Source organism: Corallococcus interemptor (assembly GCF_003668875.1).
Classification (GTDB): Bacteria; Myxococcota; Myxococcia; order Myxococcales; family Myxococcaceae; genus Corallococcus; species Corallococcus interemptor.
In genome coordinates this window covers 22762-38222 of sequence record NZ_RAWM01000047.1, presented here as the reverse complement: position 1 = coordinate 38222, position 15461 = coordinate 22762, and the positions used below count along the sequence as shown (strand labels likewise).

General features: G+C 70.6%; 11 protein-coding genes. 9 read left to right on the top strand and 2 right to left on the bottom strand.

What is annotated here, in order from left to right:
• The first annotated feature begins 171 nt into the window (after nucleotides 1–171).
• The 3 genes from D7X96_RS18835 to D7X96_RS18825 all read left to right on the top strand — a co-directional run bounded on the left by D7X96_RS18835 (nucleotide 172) and on the right by D7X96_RS18825 (nucleotide 6691).
• Nucleotides 172–1431 carry an efflux RND transporter periplasmic adaptor subunit gene (locus tag D7X96_RS18835; protein ID WP_199746845.1) on the top strand — a complete coding sequence of 420 codons (1260 nt, stop codon included), beginning with the start codon at nucleotides 172–174 and terminating at the stop codon, nucleotides 1429–1431.
• Nucleotides 1432–1477: 46 nt separating this feature from the next.
• Complete coding sequence (locus D7X96_RS18830) at nucleotides 1478–4663, top strand: efflux RND transporter permease subunit (RefSeq protein WP_121770358.1); 3186 nt, start codon at nucleotides 1478–1480, stop codon at nucleotides 4661–4663.
• Between the two features lie 72 nt (nucleotides 4664–4735).
• Entirely contained in the window at nucleotides 4736–6691 is a 1956-nt protein-coding gene (locus tag D7X96_RS18825) for a 4-alpha-glucanotransferase (protein WP_208647339.1), read from the top strand.
• A gap of 69 nt (nucleotides 6692–6760) precedes the next feature.
• Here the strand turns inward: D7X96_RS18825 and D7X96_RS18820 are convergent, their stop codons facing one another.
• Nucleotides 6761–7876 (bottom strand): putative glycolipid-binding domain-containing protein, encoded by a 1116-nt coding sequence (locus D7X96_RS18820; protein WP_120550154.1) that lies wholly within the window; start codon nucleotides 7874–7876, stop codon nucleotides 6761–6763.
• A 49-nt stretch (nucleotides 7877–7925) separates the two neighbouring features.
• Here D7X96_RS18820 and D7X96_RS18815 point away from each other — a divergent pair, with 49 nt between their 5' ends.
• Nucleotides 7926–8795: a helix-turn-helix domain-containing protein gene (locus D7X96_RS18815; protein WP_158626308.1), complete on the top strand. Its 870-nt coding sequence runs from the start codon at nucleotides 7926–7928 to the stop codon at nucleotides 8793–8795.
• A 72-nt stretch (nucleotides 8796–8867) separates the two neighbouring features.
• The gene (locus tag D7X96_RS18810; protein WP_120550156.1) at nucleotides 8868–9278 is read left to right on the top strand and encodes a hypothetical protein; all 411 of its coding nucleotides are present in this window, start codon (nucleotides 8868–8870) and stop codon (nucleotides 9276–9278) included.
• Nucleotides 9279–9294: 16 nt separating this feature from the next.
• Here D7X96_RS18810 and D7X96_RS18805 read toward each other — a convergent pair whose 3' ends face one another.
• The gene (locus tag D7X96_RS18805) at nucleotides 9295–9948 is read right to left on the bottom strand and encodes an AMIN-like domain-containing (lipo)protein (protein ID WP_167510858.1); all 654 of its coding nucleotides are present in this window, start codon (nucleotides 9946–9948) and stop codon (nucleotides 9295–9297) included.
• 162 nt (nucleotides 9949–10110) lie between these two features.
• Between D7X96_RS18805 and D7X96_RS18800 the strand changes: the two genes are divergently transcribed.
• The 4 genes from D7X96_RS18800 (at nucleotide 10111) to D7X96_RS18785 (ending at nucleotide 15399) form a co-directional block, all read left to right on the top strand.
• Nucleotides 10111–11406 carry a pyridoxal phosphate-dependent aminotransferase gene (locus D7X96_RS18800; RefSeq protein WP_121770356.1) on the top strand — a complete coding sequence of 432 codons (1296 nt, stop codon included), beginning with the start codon at nucleotides 10111–10113 and terminating at the stop codon, nucleotides 11404–11406.
• A gap of 68 nt (nucleotides 11407–11474) precedes the next feature.
• Complete coding sequence (locus D7X96_RS18795) at nucleotides 11475–12767, top strand: NTP/NDP exchange transporter (protein ID WP_120550159.1); 1293 nt, start codon at nucleotides 11475–11477, stop codon at nucleotides 12765–12767.
• Nucleotides 12764–13927 (top strand): NAD-dependent epimerase/dehydratase family protein, encoded by a 1164-nt coding sequence (locus D7X96_RS18790; RefSeq protein ID WP_121770355.1) that lies wholly within the window; start codon nucleotides 12764–12766, stop codon nucleotides 13925–13927. Before D7X96_RS18795 ends, D7X96_RS18790 begins: the two co-directional genes overlap by 4 nt.
• Nucleotides 13928–14040: 113 nt before the next feature.
• Nucleotides 14041–15399 (top strand): NAD(P)/FAD-dependent oxidoreductase, encoded by a 1359-nt coding sequence (locus tag D7X96_RS18785; RefSeq protein ID WP_244219643.1) that lies wholly within the window; start codon nucleotides 14041–14043, stop codon nucleotides 15397–15399.
• The last annotated feature ends 62 nt before the right edge of the window (nucleotides 15400–15461 follow it).

Here is a 15461-nt window from a genome sequence, read left to right as displayed (position 1 = left end):
CCTGCCTTCCCGCCTGCCTGGGGGACGGGCCGGGTGTGTTCTCCAGGTTCACGGCCGGTGGTGGCACGACTTCCCCGGCCGGGGGGCCAGCACCACGTTTACCCGGCCCTGGGGACCACCCCGGGTTGAGCTTCCGAGGCCGTCCGCCTTGGAGAGCCGGGGAGGCAGGCCGTGGCACGCACCAAGAGGACAACGGGCCGCCGCGCGGGACGGCGGCTGGGGGCCGTGTTGACGGCCGTCTGGCTGGCGGGTGCCTGCGGACAGCGCTCCGAGGAGGTCGCTCCCACCGAGCCCACCGTCGTGTCGCTGGGGCCGGAGAACGTGGTGCGCGTGGAGCCGATGAAGCTGGAGAGCGGCCCCGTCATCTCCGGGTCGCTCCAGGCGCAGCGGCTGGCCAGCGTCCGCGCGGAGGTGGGGGGCAGCATCCTGGACGTGCACGCGGACCAGGGGCAGGCGGTGAAGGAGGGCGAGCTGCTGGCGCGCGTGGACGAGGGCACGCTGCGCGAGCAGGTGCAGGCGGCCAGCTCCACCGTGCGCGTGGCGCGCAATGCCTTGCAGGTGGCGCGGGCGGATGAGCGGCGCAATCAAATCCTCGTCCGGCAGGGCGTCATCACCCGCCGCGACTTCGAGCGCGCGCAGCTGGCCCGGACGCAGGCGGAGGGACAGCTGGCGGACGCGCAGGCTCGGCTGAAGCTGGCGCAGGACCAGCTGGGGCGCACGAAGGTGACGGCGCCCTTCGCGGGCGTGGTGAGCGAGCGGCAGGTGCACGCGGGCGACATCGTCCAGCCGGGCGCGCCGCTCTTCACGGTGGTGGACCCCGCCACGCTGCGGCTGGAGGCCTCCGTGCCCGCGGCGCAGCTGGGCCAGGTGCAGGTGGGCACGTCCGTGGACTTCCGCGTGAACGGCTTCGCGGACCGCGCCTTCAAGGGGCAGGTGGAGCGCATCAACCCGGCGGTGGACCCCGCCACGGGCCAGGTGCGCATCTACGTGAACATCCCCAACACCGAACAGGCGCTGCTGGCCGGACTCTTCGCGGAGGGGCGCGTGGCGTCCCAGGCGAAGGAGGCGCTGGCCGTGCCGGTGGACGCGCTGGACACGCGCCAGGAGCCGCCCACCGTGCAGCGCGTCTCCAACGGCAAGGTGGAGCAGGTGGCGGTGACACTGGGCCTGCGCGACGACGTGGCGCAGGCGGTGGAGGTGAGGTCGGGGCTGAAGGCCGGGGACGTGGTGCTGCTCGGCTCCGCGCGCGACCTGACGGCCGGCACGCCCGTGAAGCTCACCGCCGCGCCGCAAGCGCCGAAGAAGCAGCCCCGGTCCGTCTCACCTCCGGAGGCCCAGCAGGGCGTGGGCGGCAGTGGGCCCCAGGCTCCGGTGAAGGCTCCGGCGGCGGCGGGGACGGCCACGCCTCCCGCACAGGCTCCCGCGAAGTAGCCGCGAGGCGTCTCCACTTCTTGAAGCAGCACCGCAGGAGTCGTCCGTGTTCATCTCCGACTTCGCCATCAAGCGCCCCATCATCACCATCACGGCGATGGTGGCGCTCGTCGTGTTCGGCATCGTCGCGCTCATCAACCTGGAGACGGACGAGTTCCCGGACGTTCAGCAGCCGGTCATCAACGTCACCATCGCGTACCCGGGCGCATCACCCGACACGGTGGAGCGCGAAATCGTGGAGCCCATCGAGGACGCCATCTTCGCCATCTCCGGCGTGGACGGGAAGAAGACCACGTCCAGCTCCACGGACAGCCTGGCGAACTTCACGGTCTTCTTCGACTTCGAGAAGGACATCCAGGAGGCGTCCCAGGACATCCGCGACGCCATCTCCAGCAAGCGCGCGGACCTGCCGCAGGAGATGGAGGAGCCCATCCTCACGCGCTTCGACCCGGCGGATCAGCCCATCGTGTCGCTGGTGCTGACGTCGGACGCGCTGGACGTGCCCGCGCTGACGCTCATCGCGGACCCCATGGTGGTGGGGGATTTGCGCTCGGTGCCCGGCGTGGCGCAGGCCACGGTGGTGGGCGGCGTGGACCGCGAGATGACGGTGCAGGTGCGGCCCGCGGCGCTCCAGGCGGCGGGCCTGTCGGTGGCGCAGGTGGTGGCCGCGCTCCAGGCGCAGAACCTGGCGGCGCCGGTGGGCCGGCTCAACACGGAGCTGCAGGAGAAGACCATCCGGCTCAAGGGCCGCCTGGAGACGCCGGAGGACTTCGCGCAGGTGCCCATCGCGGAGCGCAACGGCCGCGCGCTGCGGCTGGGTGAAGTGGCGGACGTGTTCGCGGGCACGGAGGAGCCTCGCACCCTGTCGCTCTACAACGGCGCGCAGGCGGTGGGCATCGAGGTCATCAAGACCAAGGGCTACAGCACCACGGAGGTCGCGGACGGCGTGCGCGAGCGGGTGAAGATGCTCCAGCAGCGGCTGCCCGCCAACGCGAAGCTGGAGATTGTCCGCGACGCGGGCACGCGCGTGGAGAACTCGGTGGTCAACGTGCAGCAGGCGCTGATTGAGGGCGCGCTGCTCACGGTGCTGGTGGTGTTCCTGTTCCTCAACTCGTGGCGCTCCACGGTCATCACCGGCCTGGCGCTGCCGGTGTCCGTGCTGGCGTCGTTCGTGAGCGTGTGGGCGTTCGGCTTCACGCTCAACACGATGTCGCTCTTGGGCCTGACGCTGGCCATTGGCATCCTCATCGACGACGCCATCGTGGTGCGCGAGAACATCGTGCGGCACGTGGAGATGGGGAAGGACCACTACACGGCGTCTCGTGAGGGCACCAGCGAGATTGGCCTCGCGGTGGCGGCGACGACGTTCTCCATCGTGGCGGTGTTCGTCCCGGTGGCGTTCATGTACGGCGTGGCCGGGCAGTGGTTCAAGCCGTTCGCGCTCACCATCGCGTGCTCGGTGCTGGTGTCGCTGTTCGTGAGCTTCTCGCTGGACCCCATGCTCAGCGCGTACTGGCCCGACCCGCAGGTGGAGAAGGGCGAGCGGCGCAACTTCATCTCGCGCGGGCTGGAGCGCTTCAACCACTGGTTCGACCGGCAGGCGGACCGCTACAAGGGCGTCATCGCCTGGGCGCTGGACCACCGGCTCGCGATGGTGCTGCTGGCGGTGGGCTCGCTGGTGGGCGCGGTGGCGCTGCAGGGCCTCTTCGGCGGCGCGGGCTTCGTGCCGGTGAGCGACCGCGCGGAGATTGAGATGCTGGTGGAGACACCCGCGGGCTCCAGCCTGGACTACACGCGGCGCAAGGTGGAGGAGGTGTCCCGCATCACGCGGCAGCACCCGGAGGTCGCGTACACGTACACGACCATTGGCGTGCCGCTGCCCTTGCGCTCGCCGGGCGTGGACCAGGCGCTGGTGTACGTGCGGCTCAAGCCGAAGGCAGAGCGCAAGGCGAGCCAGGAGGTGCTGGGCAAGACGCTGCGCCAGGAGCTGCTCGCGGTGGGCGGCGCGAACACGTCCGTGTTCACCAGCGGCTTTGGCGGGGCCATCAAGTCCATCCAGCTGGAGCTGCGCGGGCCGGAGTCCAAGGGGCTCAACCAGCTGGCGCAGCAGGTGATGAAGGAGGTGAAGCAGGTGCCGGGCGCGGTGGACGTGGGGCTGTCCACGCGCGGTGAGAAGCCGGAGCTGGAGGTGGAGCTCAACCGCGGCGTCGCGGGCCAGCTCAACGTGACGGTGGGGCAGGTGGCGCAGTCCCTGCGGCCGGCCTTCGCGGGCCTGGACTCCGGTGACTGGGTGGACCCCATTGGCGAGACGCGCGACGTGATGGTGCGCCTGGCGCCGCAGTTCCGGGAGAACCCGTCCCAGCTGGCGCAGCTGCCCCTGGTGGTGGGCATGAGCCCCACGGGCACGCCGGTGACGGTGCCGCTGGGACAGGTGGCGTCCGTGAAGCAGACCGTGGGCCCGGCGCAGATTGACCACCTCAACCGCGAGAAGGTCATCAACGTGCAGGCGAACGTGGCGGGGCGGTCGCTGTCGGAGGTGACGAACGACATCCAGACGCGGCTCAAGGCGGTGAAGCTGCCGCCGGGCTACGAGCTGTCCACCGGCGGCGAGTCCGCGGATCAGCAGGAGGTGTTCGGCCGGGTGTTCCTGGCGCTGGGCGTGGCGGTGATGCTGATGTACCTCATCCTCGTCATCCAGTTCGGTTCGTTCCTGGATCCGCTGGCCATCCTGGTGTCACTGCCGCTGTCGCTGATTGGCGTGGTGCTGGCATTGGTGGTGACAGGGGACACGCTGAACATCATGAGCCTCATCGGCGTCATCCTGCTGATGGGCATCGTGGCGAAGAACGCCATCCTGCTCATCGACTTCGCCAAGTGGCAGCACGAGAAGGGCATGCCGTTGCGCGAGGCGCTGATTGAAGCAGGGCGCATCCGCTTGCGGCCCATCATCATGACGACCTTCGCGCTCATCGCGGGCATGGTGCCGGTGGCGCTGGGACACGGCGAGGGCGGTGACTTCCGCGCGCCGCTGGGCCGCGCGGTGATTGGCGGCGTCATCACGTCCACGCTGCTCACGCTGCTGGTGATTCCGACGGTGTACGAAATCCTGTCGGATGCCCGAGCGTGGATGGGCGGCAAGCTGCGCCGGGTGTTCAAGGGCAACGGGCAGACACACGGCGCGTCGCACGGTGGCGGCGAGCCCCGGCCCCAGCCGCAGGCCCGGCAGGACTGACGCGGACCGGATGCTCGCGTCACCCTCAAGGAACGGTTGGCGCATGGGGCTCGGGGCCATAGGGTCGGGAGTGTGGAGCTCCTGTCACCGCTGCCCGATTCGCACCGCTCGCTCATCACCGAAGCCCTGGAGGCGCTGGGGGTCACCCGCTGGGTCCTGAGCATCCATGACCCCAGCTTCCCCGGGCTCCCCGGAGAGGACCTGGGGCGGGGCTCGCCGTACTCCGAGGGGGCCGCTCGCTTCCTCGCCTTCGCTCGGGACCTGGGCTTCACCGGCATCCAGCTGGGGCCGCAGGGGCAGACCACCGCGCACAACCCGTCGCCGTATGACGGCACGCTGTTCTCACGCAACACGCTGAACGTGGCGCTCGCGCCGCTCACGGATCCGCACGGGCCGTGGGGCGCGCTGCTGTCCACGGACACCCTGGCGCGGCTCGTCTCCGAAATGCCCGGGGACAAGGGACCGGAGGCCCGCTACTCCGCCGCGTGCCGGGGCCAGACGCTTGCGCTCCAGGAGGCGTGGGACACCTTCCGGCGTGAGCGGGACCGCGTGGATGCTCCCGCGTCCATCCTCGCGCTCATCCGCCGCTTCGCGGACTTCCGCCTGGAGCACCGCGAGTGGCTGGAGCGGGATGCGCTCTTCGATGTGCTCGCCGCCCGGCATCACACGCCGGATGACTGGCGAGGTTGGGCGGATTCGTTGGACGGGCGCCTGTTCGCGCCGCGTGCCGGTGAGGTCATGCAGGCGGAGGCGCGCATCCGCGAGCTGCTCCTCTCCGAAGCCGACGCGGTGGAGCAGTACGCCTTCCGCCAGTTCCTCGTGCACGAGCAGCACGGGCTGCTTCGCGAGCGCGCGGGGGCCTGGGGCCTCAAGTTGTACGGGGACCTGCAGATTGGCTTCTCGCCCCGGGACACGTGGGCGCGGCAGGGGCTGTTCCTGGGGGCGTACCTCATGGGCGCGCCTCCCAGCCGCACCAACCCGGAGGGCCAGCCGTGGAACTACCCGGTGCTGGACCCCGAGCAGTACGTCGCGCCGGACGGCTCCGGTCCCGGGCCCGTGCTGCGCTACCTGGACGCGCGGCTGGGCAAGATGCTGTCCGAGTACGACGGGCTGCGCATCGACCATCCGCACGGGCTGGTGTGCCCGTGGGTGTACCGCGCGGGCTCGGTGGATCCGCTGCGGGCGGTGCAGGGTGGGGCGCGGCTGTTCTCCTCGCCGGACCTGCCGGACCACCCGGAGCTGGCGCGGTACTCCATCGTGGCGCCGGAGCAGTTGGACCGGTCCGTGCCGCGCCACGCGGATGGCTGGGTGAGGGGACTCACGGAGGCGCAGGTGGTCCGGTACGCCATCCTCTTCGACTCCGTGGTGCGCACGGCGCGCGCGCACGGCCGGGCCCGCGAGGACGTGCTGTGTGAAGTGCTGAGCACGCTGCCGTACGAGCTGTCACGGGTGATGGCGCGCGATGGCCTGGGCCGCTTCCGCGTCACGCAGAAAGCGGACCTGAAGAACCCGGCGGACGTGTACCGCAGCGAGAACGTGGCCCCCGAGGACTGGGTGATGGTGGGCAACCACGACACGAAGTCGCTCTGGCGGCTCGTGTCCGAGTGGCAGTGGAAGCACGGCCTGCGCGCCCAGGCGGATTACCTCGCCGAGCGCCTGCATCCCGAAGTGGAGGGACGCGAGGCGTTCGCACGGGAGCTGGCGGAGGACCCGGGGCTGCTCGCGCAGGCGAAGTTCGCGGACCTGTTCGCCAGCCGGGCGCGCAGCGTGATGGTGTTCTTCGCGGACCTGCTGGGCATGCCGGACACGTACAACGCGCCGGGCACCGTGGACGCGCGCAACTGGTCGCTGCGCATCCCCACGGACTGGGCCGCGCACTACCAGCAGCGGCTGCGCTCGGGGGCCGCGCTCAACCTGCCCCAGGTGCTCGCCATGGCGCTGCGCGCGGGCGGATCCGAGTCACGAACCCGCCACGCGGACCTGCTGACCCGGCTGGACGCCGCCGCTGCCCGGCTGCGAAGTGAATGACCTCCGGTGCAGCGTGCCGAAAAACCTGTCCGACAGTCGGACAGGTTTTGAACGCTCGTGGCTGGAGGCTCAGGCGATGCGCCGCATGTCGAAGCGCGACTGGAGCTTCCAGTGACCGTCGGCTTCCTGCACCTCGCCGCGCCAGGTGAAGCGGTCCGGTCCGACGTCGGAGAAGCTCCAGCGGATGGGCTTCCCGTGGTGCTCGCCCAGCAGGACGAGCCGGTCCCCGTCGCGTCCTCCCGCGAGCCGGTTGATGGCGCCGCCCGTGGGACTGACCCAGGTGATCTGCCACTTGTCCGCGGCCCGGTCGAACGTGCGCACCGTGGTGCCGTAGCGCTGGTTCGCCCCGGGACCTGACTGCGGAGGCGCGTGCCTCGAAGGCACGATGAACACGTCCTGCAGGGCCCGTCCGTCCAGCACCCAGTGGAACCACCACTCGCCCTGACTCTCACGGACGCTTCCGTCCGCGTCATGGTCCTGGATGGTCCCGGCCCAGCCGCCCACCAACCACCCGAAGGTGGCCGCCGCGTCGCCCAGTTCGCTCGACGGGCCCGGGCTCACCAGGGCCTCCACGAACGCCTGGGTCACGGACCCCGGTGCGGCGGGGCCGTCCGCGACCCTGCGCCAGATGCCGGCGTAGTCGATGGGCAGCCCGTCCGCGTCCACGTCCAGCATCGCGTTGAAGCCGCTCTCCAGGCTCTCGTAGCGGTAGCGCGCGGGGCCCACGCGCGTGTAGCCCTGTCTCGCGGGCACGACCTCCAGCGCGGGAAACTTCACCCAGGCCGCGCGGAGCTCCACGCTGCTGCCTTCCTGGAGCCGCAGCCGCTGGATGGGCAGCGCGTTGGTGGCGGGAGTCAGGCCCAGGTCCACGTCCGTGCAGCCCTTCAGTTCCTCCGCGACCTGCCCGTTCTTCCGCCAGAGGCCTTCCCCGTCATGCTCCAGCGTGAGCGTCCGGTGCTCGCCGCGCCACGCCTGCGTCACGCGCACCCGGCGCGTGCGCCATGCACCATCGCAGACGATGGCGTACTCCGCCCGCAGCGGTGCTCCCTCCTCCACGACGAGAATCAGTCCGGAGAGCTCCACGCCCTCCGGGCCGCGCCGCATGCGTGCATGCTCGAAGCTCAGTTCATCCATCACGCGCCGCCAGATGAGCTCCCGCGTGACTGTCGTTGCCTCCGTCGCCATGATGCCGTCACCCCGTTTGGACATGCGGGCAGGATGGAAGGTGTGCACCGTGGCCGGCTTGGGGAAAGTGGACCTGACCTCGGCGCGCCTGCTCGCTTCCGGGGACGGGTGGCGCGTGCGGGAGATCCTCTGCCGCTCCGGCCCGAAGGACCCCATTTTCGAGGAACAGCACGCCGCGGTGTCCGTCTCCGCCGTGCTCTCCGGCAGCTTCACCTATCGCTCCCGGAACGGACGCGTGCTGCTGACGCCCGGCTCGGTGCTGCTCGGGGAACGGCAGGCGTCCTTCTGCTGTGGCCATGAGCACGGCGTGGGCGACCGCTGCGTCGCCTTCTCGTTCGAGCCCGCGCTCATGGAAGAGGTGGCCCGGGACCTGTCCGGGGTGACTCGGACGGACTTCCCCACGCATCGGTTGCCTCCCCTCCAGCGGCTCGCACCGCTCATCGCGGACGTGCAGGCGCTGGCGGAGCAGCCAGGCTCGCGCGGCGCGGAGGAGCTGGCGCTGCGGATGGCGGGTGCCGCGCTGAGCGGCATCCATGAAGGCAGCGCCCGCCCCGTCACCGCCACGGAAGAGCGCCGCATGGCGGACGCCGTGCGCTGGCTGGAGGCCCGGCTCGTGGAGCCCCTGTCCCTGGGCGCGCTCGCCAGCGAGCTGGGCATGGGCCGCCACCACCTGCTGCGCACCTTCCGCAAGGTGGTGGGAGAGAGTCCCTACAGCTACATCCTGGGCCGCCGCCTGACACTCGCCGCCGAGCACCTGCGGACGGACGGGACGCAGCGCATCGCGGACGTCGCCTTCGCATGCGGCTTCGGAGACCTGTCCGAGTTCGTGCGCCGCTTCCGCACCCGCTTCGGCGTCACCCCTTCCGCCTGGCGCGCGCGTGCTCGACCCGGGTCAGTGAGGACAGAGCGGGTCTCCTGAGTCTCCTTGGAAATCCCCGTTCGCGGTGCTATCGGGTCTGCGCAATTCTTGATCAGGACGAGGCACGACCGCGTGGCGAAACATCGTGAGTGGGAGTTCGGGGCGCATCGCGCGTACTTCGAGGAGCCGGACCTGTTGGTGCTGAAGTTCAACGGGCCCTCGAAGCTGGAGGATTCGAAGAAGGTGCTGGAGATCTGCCAGGAGGCGGCGAAGAACGGACCCATCTTCGTCATCTCCGACGTGTCCACCTCCAGCATCGAGAAGGAATCGCGCGAGCTGCTGGTGGCGCAGGCGAAGGCCGAGTGGTTCCGCGGCCACGTCTACCTGGGCACCGGCCCGCTCCAGCGCGCGGGCGCCAAGGCGCTGATGCTCGCGCTCTACTTCACCGGCAAGTGGACGGTGGACGTGGACTTCGCGGACTCGGAGAAGGAGGCGCGCGAGCTCATCGCGAAGAAGCGCCTCCAGCCGCCGAAGAAGTCGTAGCCGCTTCCCTCGCGCCTCAGTGCTGGACGTCCAGCACGAGGCGCGTGGGGTTGGACAGCTCCAGCACGCGGAACGGGGCGCGGCGGGCAGTGCCCAGCACCCACGTCACCTCGCCCTCGAAGTCGCACACGCGCTCCAGCGCCAGCACGGACGGCAGCGCGGGCTTGAGCGAGCGCTGCGCCACCGTGGCCTGCCCCTGGTCGTCATGGGCCCGAGCCAGCGTGAAGCGCACCTCCAGCACGGCCTCGCCCGGCATCTTCACGTCGTCACCGGAGCCGCACTGCTGCACCGGCGCCTTCACGTATCCCAGCTGGTAGCCCGGCAGGCGCGGCCCCTCGAACTCGAACACCGTCCGGTCGTAGTCCGCGTGCGTCCCGGTGCGCACCGAGCGCAGCGTGATGGACGGGGGCTCGTTGCGAGGCTTCTGGACCGTCGCGGTGTTCCACGCCGCGTCCACGAGCCCGGGGTTCCCACCCGCATCCGGCTTCACGTCCAGCACCTGATGGACCACGGGGGCGGTGGCCGCCGGGCCCTCGCGCGGCACGGTGCTGGGCGGCGGGGCCACGGCCGGCACGTCCATGGGGACGGTCTGGGGCTCCTGCTTCTGGCAGCCCTGGCCCAGCAGTCCCAACGCCATTCCCAGCGCGTACATCCCTTGTCGCAGGCGCATCCGGTTCCTCCCATCAAACCCCGTCACCCGGGGACTCCCCGTGTCCTTGCACACCCAGCGGTCCGGGACCATGGAAGATGCGCCTTACCCGCGCCGTTGCGTATAGCGTCCGCCCGGCCACAGTCCCCTGGCCCCCCTTCGTGCACTGGAGAGATCCGCACCATGGCCCTCGACCTGACCTCCCTCCCGCGTCCCTCTCGCGACGACACCACCGTGAGCACCATGGCGCGTGGGCTCGTGGGCAGCGAAATCCTCCGCATCGCGGCGGAGATCCGCGAGCTCGTGGCCAAGGGCAACAAGGTGTGCAACCTCACCGTGGGGGACTTCAGCCCGAAGGAGTTCCCCATCCCGGACGGCCTGCGCGACCAGATTGGCGCCGCGCTCCAGGCCGGTGAGACGAACTACCCGCCGTCCGACGGCGTGCTGGACCTGCGCCAGGCCGTGCAGCGCTTCTACGAGCGCTCCCTGGGGCTGAAGTACCCGCTGGAGGGCATCACCATCGCGGGCGGCGCGCGGCCGGTCATCTACGCCATCTTCCGCGCGGTGCTCGACCCGGGGGACGTCGTCATCTACCCGGTCCCGTCGTGGAACAACAACCACTACGCCCACATGCTGGGCGCGAAGAGCGTGGTCGTCACGACGGACGCGGCAGCGGGCTTCATGCCCACGCTGGCGCAGCTGGAGCCGCACCTGTCCACCGCGCGCCTGTTGTGCCTGTGCAGCCCGCTCAACCCCACCGGCACGATGATCGACCCGGAGGCCCTGCGCGCCATCTGCCAGCGCATCGTGGAGGAGAACCGCGCGCGCGAGGGGCGCGGCCAGAAGCCCCTCATCCTGATGTACGACCACATCTACTGGGTGCTGAGCTTCGGCAAGAAGCACGTCACGCCCGTGGCGCTGGTGCCGGAGATGGCGCCGTACACCGTGTTCGTGGACGGCATCAGCAAGGCCTTCGCCGCCACCGGCGTGCGCGTGGGCTGGGGCGTGGGCGCGCCCACCATTATCTCCCGCATGCGCGACGTGCTGGGCCACGTGGGCGCCTGGGCCCCCAAGGCTGAACAGCTGGCCACCGCGCGCTACCTGGACGACACCCAGGCCACCGAGTCCTTCCTGACGACGATGCGCCAGCGCGTCGACGTGCGCCTGGAGGCCCTCTACAAGGGCTTCCAGCGCATGAAGGACGCGGGCCTGCCGGTGGAGGCCATCGCGCCGCAGGGCGCCATCTACCTCACGGTGCGCTTCGACGTGGTGGGCAAGGACGGGCTCGCCACCAACGACGCCATCCGCAAGCGCCTGCTGGAGAAGGCCCGCTTCGCCGTGGTGCCCTTCCAGGCGTTCGGCCTGGCCGAGGACACCGGCTGGTTCCGCCTCTCCGTGGGCGCCACCTCCGTGGCCGAAATCGAAGAGGCGCTGCCCCGCGTGGAGGCCACCGTGCGGGAAATCCTCGCGGCCCGGTAGCCACTTTCCTCCACAGGCTGGCAGGCAGGGAATAGCCTGCCAGCCGTGGCGTTGAGGGCGCCGCCATCATGCTCAAGCGCTTCGTGGACGTCCGTGACGAGGAGGTGGGGGCGGTCCTCGGGGCGTTCGTCTACTTCTTCACGCTGATGTGCGGCTACGCCATCCTGCGGCCCATCCGCAACGAGATGGGCACCGCGGGCGACGTGAAGCACCTGCCCTGGCTCTTCACCGTCACCTTCGTGGTGATGCTGCTGGCGGTGCCGGCCTTCTCCGCGCTGGTGGCGCGCTACCCCCGGCGCGTGGTGGTGCCGCGCGTCTACCGCTTCTTCCTCTTGAACCTGCTGGCCTTCTTCGCGCTGCTCAAGTGGGGCGTGGCGAAGGAGACCGTGGCGCGCGCCTTCTACGTCTGGCTGAGCGTCTACAACCTGTTCGTCGTCTCCATCTTCTGGAGCTTCATGGCGGACGTGTTCGCCAGCGACCAGGGCAAGCGGCTCTTCGGCTTCATCGCCGCGGGCGGCACCACGGGCATGATTGTCGGCCCGTTCCTGGTGGGCAGACTCGCCGAGCCGGTGGGGCCGGTGAACCTCATCCTCGTGTCCGCGGTGATGCTGGAGGTGAGCGCGCAGTGCGTGGGCCGCCTGGGCCACTGGGCCAGGGACGTGCAGCACCAGCCCGCGACGCGCGAGGGGCCGGTGGGCGGCGGGATGCTCGCGGGCCTGCGGCTGCTGGTGACGTCGCCGTTCCTGCTCGCGCTGGGCCTGCAAGTGCTGCTGTACGCGGCGACCTCCACGTTCCTGTACTACCAGGAGGTGCAGTTGGTCGCGTCGCTGGCGAAGGACGCGGCGGCGCGCACGGCGGCGTTCGCGGACATCGACTTCTGGGTGCAGGTGCTGACGCTGGCCATCCAGACGCTCGTCACCGGGCGGGTCATCTCCCGTCTGGGATTGGGCGTGGCCATGGCGGTGGCGCCGGTGCTCACGCTGGTGGGCTTTGGCGTGCTGGCGTTCGCGCCGGTGCTGGCGGTGCTCATCGCCGTCAAGTCGCTGCGGGGCGCGAGCCACTACGCGCTGGAGCGCCCGTCGCGCGAAATCCTGTTCACCACGGTGGACCGCGAGGCCCGCTACAAGTCCAAGAGCTTCATCGACACGGTGGTGTACCGCGGCAGCGACACGCTGAGCGCGTGGCTGCAGGGCGGCTTGACGGCATTGGGCCTGGGCATGACGGGCCTGTCCTTGGCGGCCGTGCCCGTGGCCGCGCTGTGGCTGGCGGTGGCCCTGTACCTGGCGCGCCAGCAGCGCACGCGCGCCGCTGAAAGCATTCCGCAGACGCAGACGACCCTTCCTGGAGGAACCACGGCATGAAGCTGACCCGAAGAGGCGTGATTCAAGCGGCGGCCGCGTTGAGCGCGGTCCAGGTGCTGGGCTGTGCATCGTCTCCCAAGGCGGGCCCCGCCACCGGTGATGACAAGGGGGAGGCCCCGGGCAAGCCGCTGAACATCCTCATCCTGGGCGGCACCCGGTTCCTGGGCCCCGCGCTGGTGCAGGTGGCGCAGGCGCGCGGCCACACGCTCACGCTCTTCAACCGCGGCAAGTCCAACCCCGGCCTCTTCCCGGACGTGGAGAAGCTGCAGGGCGACCGCGACCCCAACAAGGGCGAGGGCCTGAAGGCGCTGCAGGGCCGCAAGTGGGACGCGGTCATCGACACGTCCGGCTACGTGCCGCGCATCGTGAAGGCGTCCGCGGAGCTGCTGGCGCCCAACGTGGGCCAGTACGTCTTCGTCTCCAGCGTGTCCGTCTACAAGGACATGACGAAGAAGGACCTCAACGAGTCCGACGCCGTGGGCACGATTCCGGACGAGACGACGGAGGAGGTGGGCGAGACGAGCTACGGCCCGCTCAAGGCGCTCTGTGAGAAGGCCGCCGAGGCCGCGCTGCCCGGCCGCACGCTCAACGTCCGCCCCGGCCTCATCGTGGGCCCGGATGACGGCTCCGACCGCTTCACCTACTGGCCGCTGCGCGTGGCGAAGGGCGGCGAGGTGCTGGCCCCCGGCGACGGCGAGGACCCGGTGCAGATCATCGACGCGCGCGACCTGGCCGCGTTCATCATCCGCAACGTGGAGCGCCGCACCGCGGGCATCTTCAACGTCACCGGCCCGCTGAAGCCCATGAACATGAAGGGCATGCTGGAGGACATCCAGAAGGCCACCGGGAGCGACGCGCGCTTCACCTGGGTGGACACGGCCTTCCTGGATGCGCAGAAGGTGACGGCCTTCGCGGACATGCCCGCGTGGGTGCCGCGCACCGGGCCGGAGAGCGGCATTGGCGCGGTGAGCATCGCGCGCGCCACGCAGGCGGGGCTCGTCACCCGGCCGCTCGCGGACACCGTGCGCGACACGCTGACCTGGTTCCACGGGCTGCCGGCGGACCGGCAGGCCCAGCTGCGCTCGGGCCTGTCTCCTGAGAGGGAGAAGGAGGTGCTCGCGGCCTGGCACCAGGCGAAGGGCACCGCGAAGGCGGGCTGAGGCCAGCCCAACGAGGCCTGCCCGTGGGGTAGCCGGGCGTCCGGGGGGACCCTCGGGCAGGCGGGGGAAGGCAAGCGCTGGCCGGGCGCGTCATGCGTCCGCACCTTCCCGCCATGGAACGCGATCAGGACAGCAGGCATCACGTGGTCATCGTGGGGGCGGGCTTTGGCGGGCTCGAGGCCGCGAAGGCGCTGGGCAAGGCGGACAACGTGCGGGTGACGGTGGTGGACCGCTACAACCACCACCTCTTCCAGCCGCTGCTCTACCAGGTGGCGACGTCGGTGCTGAACACCGCGGACATCTCCGCGCCCATCCGCAGCGTGCTGCACTCGCGCAACACGGAGGTGCTGCTGGCGGAGGCGAAGTCGGTGGACGCGCGCCGCAAGGTGCTCGTCGTGGAGGGCGGGGAGATTGCCTACGACTCGCTGGTGGTGGCCACGGGCGCGACGCACTCGTACTTCAAGCACCCGGAGTGGGCGCAGGTGGCGCCGGGCCTGAAGACGCTGGAGGACGCGGTCCGCATCCGCGAGCGCATCCTCACGGCCTTCGAGGCGGCGGAGCGCGAGCCGGACCCGGTGCGCCAGCGCGAGTGGATGACCTTCGTCATCATCGGCGCGGGGCCCACGGGCGTGGAGCTGGCGGGGGCGCTCGCGTACATGACGCGGCACTCGCTGCCCAAGGACTTCCGGAACATCGACACGCGCCAGGCGCGGGTGGTCCTGCTGGAGGGTCTGCCGCGCGTGCTGAGCGCGTACCCGGAGGAGCTGTCGGAGGCGGCGAGGCGCGACCTGGAGAAGCTGCACGTCGAGGTGCGCACCGGCGCGCTGGTGACGGCCATCGACGAGGCGGGTGTCACGTTCGGGGACGAGCACATCGCCACGCGCACGGTGCTGTGGGGCGCGGGCGTGGCGGCGTCTCCGCTGGTGCGCTCGCTGGAGGTGCCGCTGGACCGCGCGGGCCGCGTGCAGGTAACGCCGCAGTTGACGGCGCCGGGCTTGGACGACGTGTATGTGATTGGCGACGTGGCGGCGGCGACGCAGGACGGCAAGCCCGTGCCGGGCATCGCGCCGGCGGCGATGCAGATGGGGCGGCACGTGGCGAAGACCCTCCGTGACCGCCTGGCGAACAAGCCGCTGCGGCCCTTCCGCTATCATGACAAGGGCAGCTTCGCGGTGATTGGCCGCGGCTACGCGGTGGGCGTGCTCTACGACAAGTGGCGCATGAAGGGGCTGCCCGCGTGGTGTGTCTGGGCGGGAGTGCACATCGCCTACCTCATCGGCTTCCGCAACCGCCTCTTCGTGATGCTCAACTGGGGCTACACGTTCTTCACCCAGGGCGGCCGGAACATGCGGCTCATCACGAACAACGTGTCCAAGCGCATGCCCGCCCTGAGGGCACCCCGCCAGGCACCCGCCCTGCCTCCTCCCGCGCGTCCGGAGCTGCCGCCGTCCCAGCCCGCTTCGGCGCACTGAGCCTCCAGAAGACCTGGGACGTGCTGTCCTCAAGTCGCCCCGGTGCCCTTTGGCGCCGGGGC

Coding starts and splice junctions, on each gene's coding strand:
- D7X96_RS18800 (WP_121770356.1), top strand. CDS start 10,111: ATGGCCCTCGACCTGACCTCCCTCCCGCGTCCCTCTCGCGACGACACC.
- D7X96_RS18820 (WP_120550154.1), bottom strand. CDS start 7,876: ATGGCGACGGAGGCAACGACAGTCACGCGGGAGCTCATCTGGCGGCGC.
- D7X96_RS18785 (WP_244219643.1), top strand. CDS start 14,041: ATGGAACGCGATCAGGACAGCAGGCATCACGTGGTCATCGTGGGGGCG.
- D7X96_RS18805 (WP_167510858.1), bottom strand. CDS start 9,948: ATGCGCCTGCGACAAGGGATGTACGCGCTGGGAATGGCGTTGGGACTG.
- D7X96_RS18790 (WP_121770355.1), top strand. CDS start 12,764: ATGAAGCTGACCCGAAGAGGCGTGATTCAAGCGGCGGCCGCGTTGAGC.
- D7X96_RS18795 (WP_120550159.1), top strand. CDS start 11,475: ATGCTCAAGCGCTTCGTGGACGTCCGTGACGAGGAGGTGGGGGCGGTC.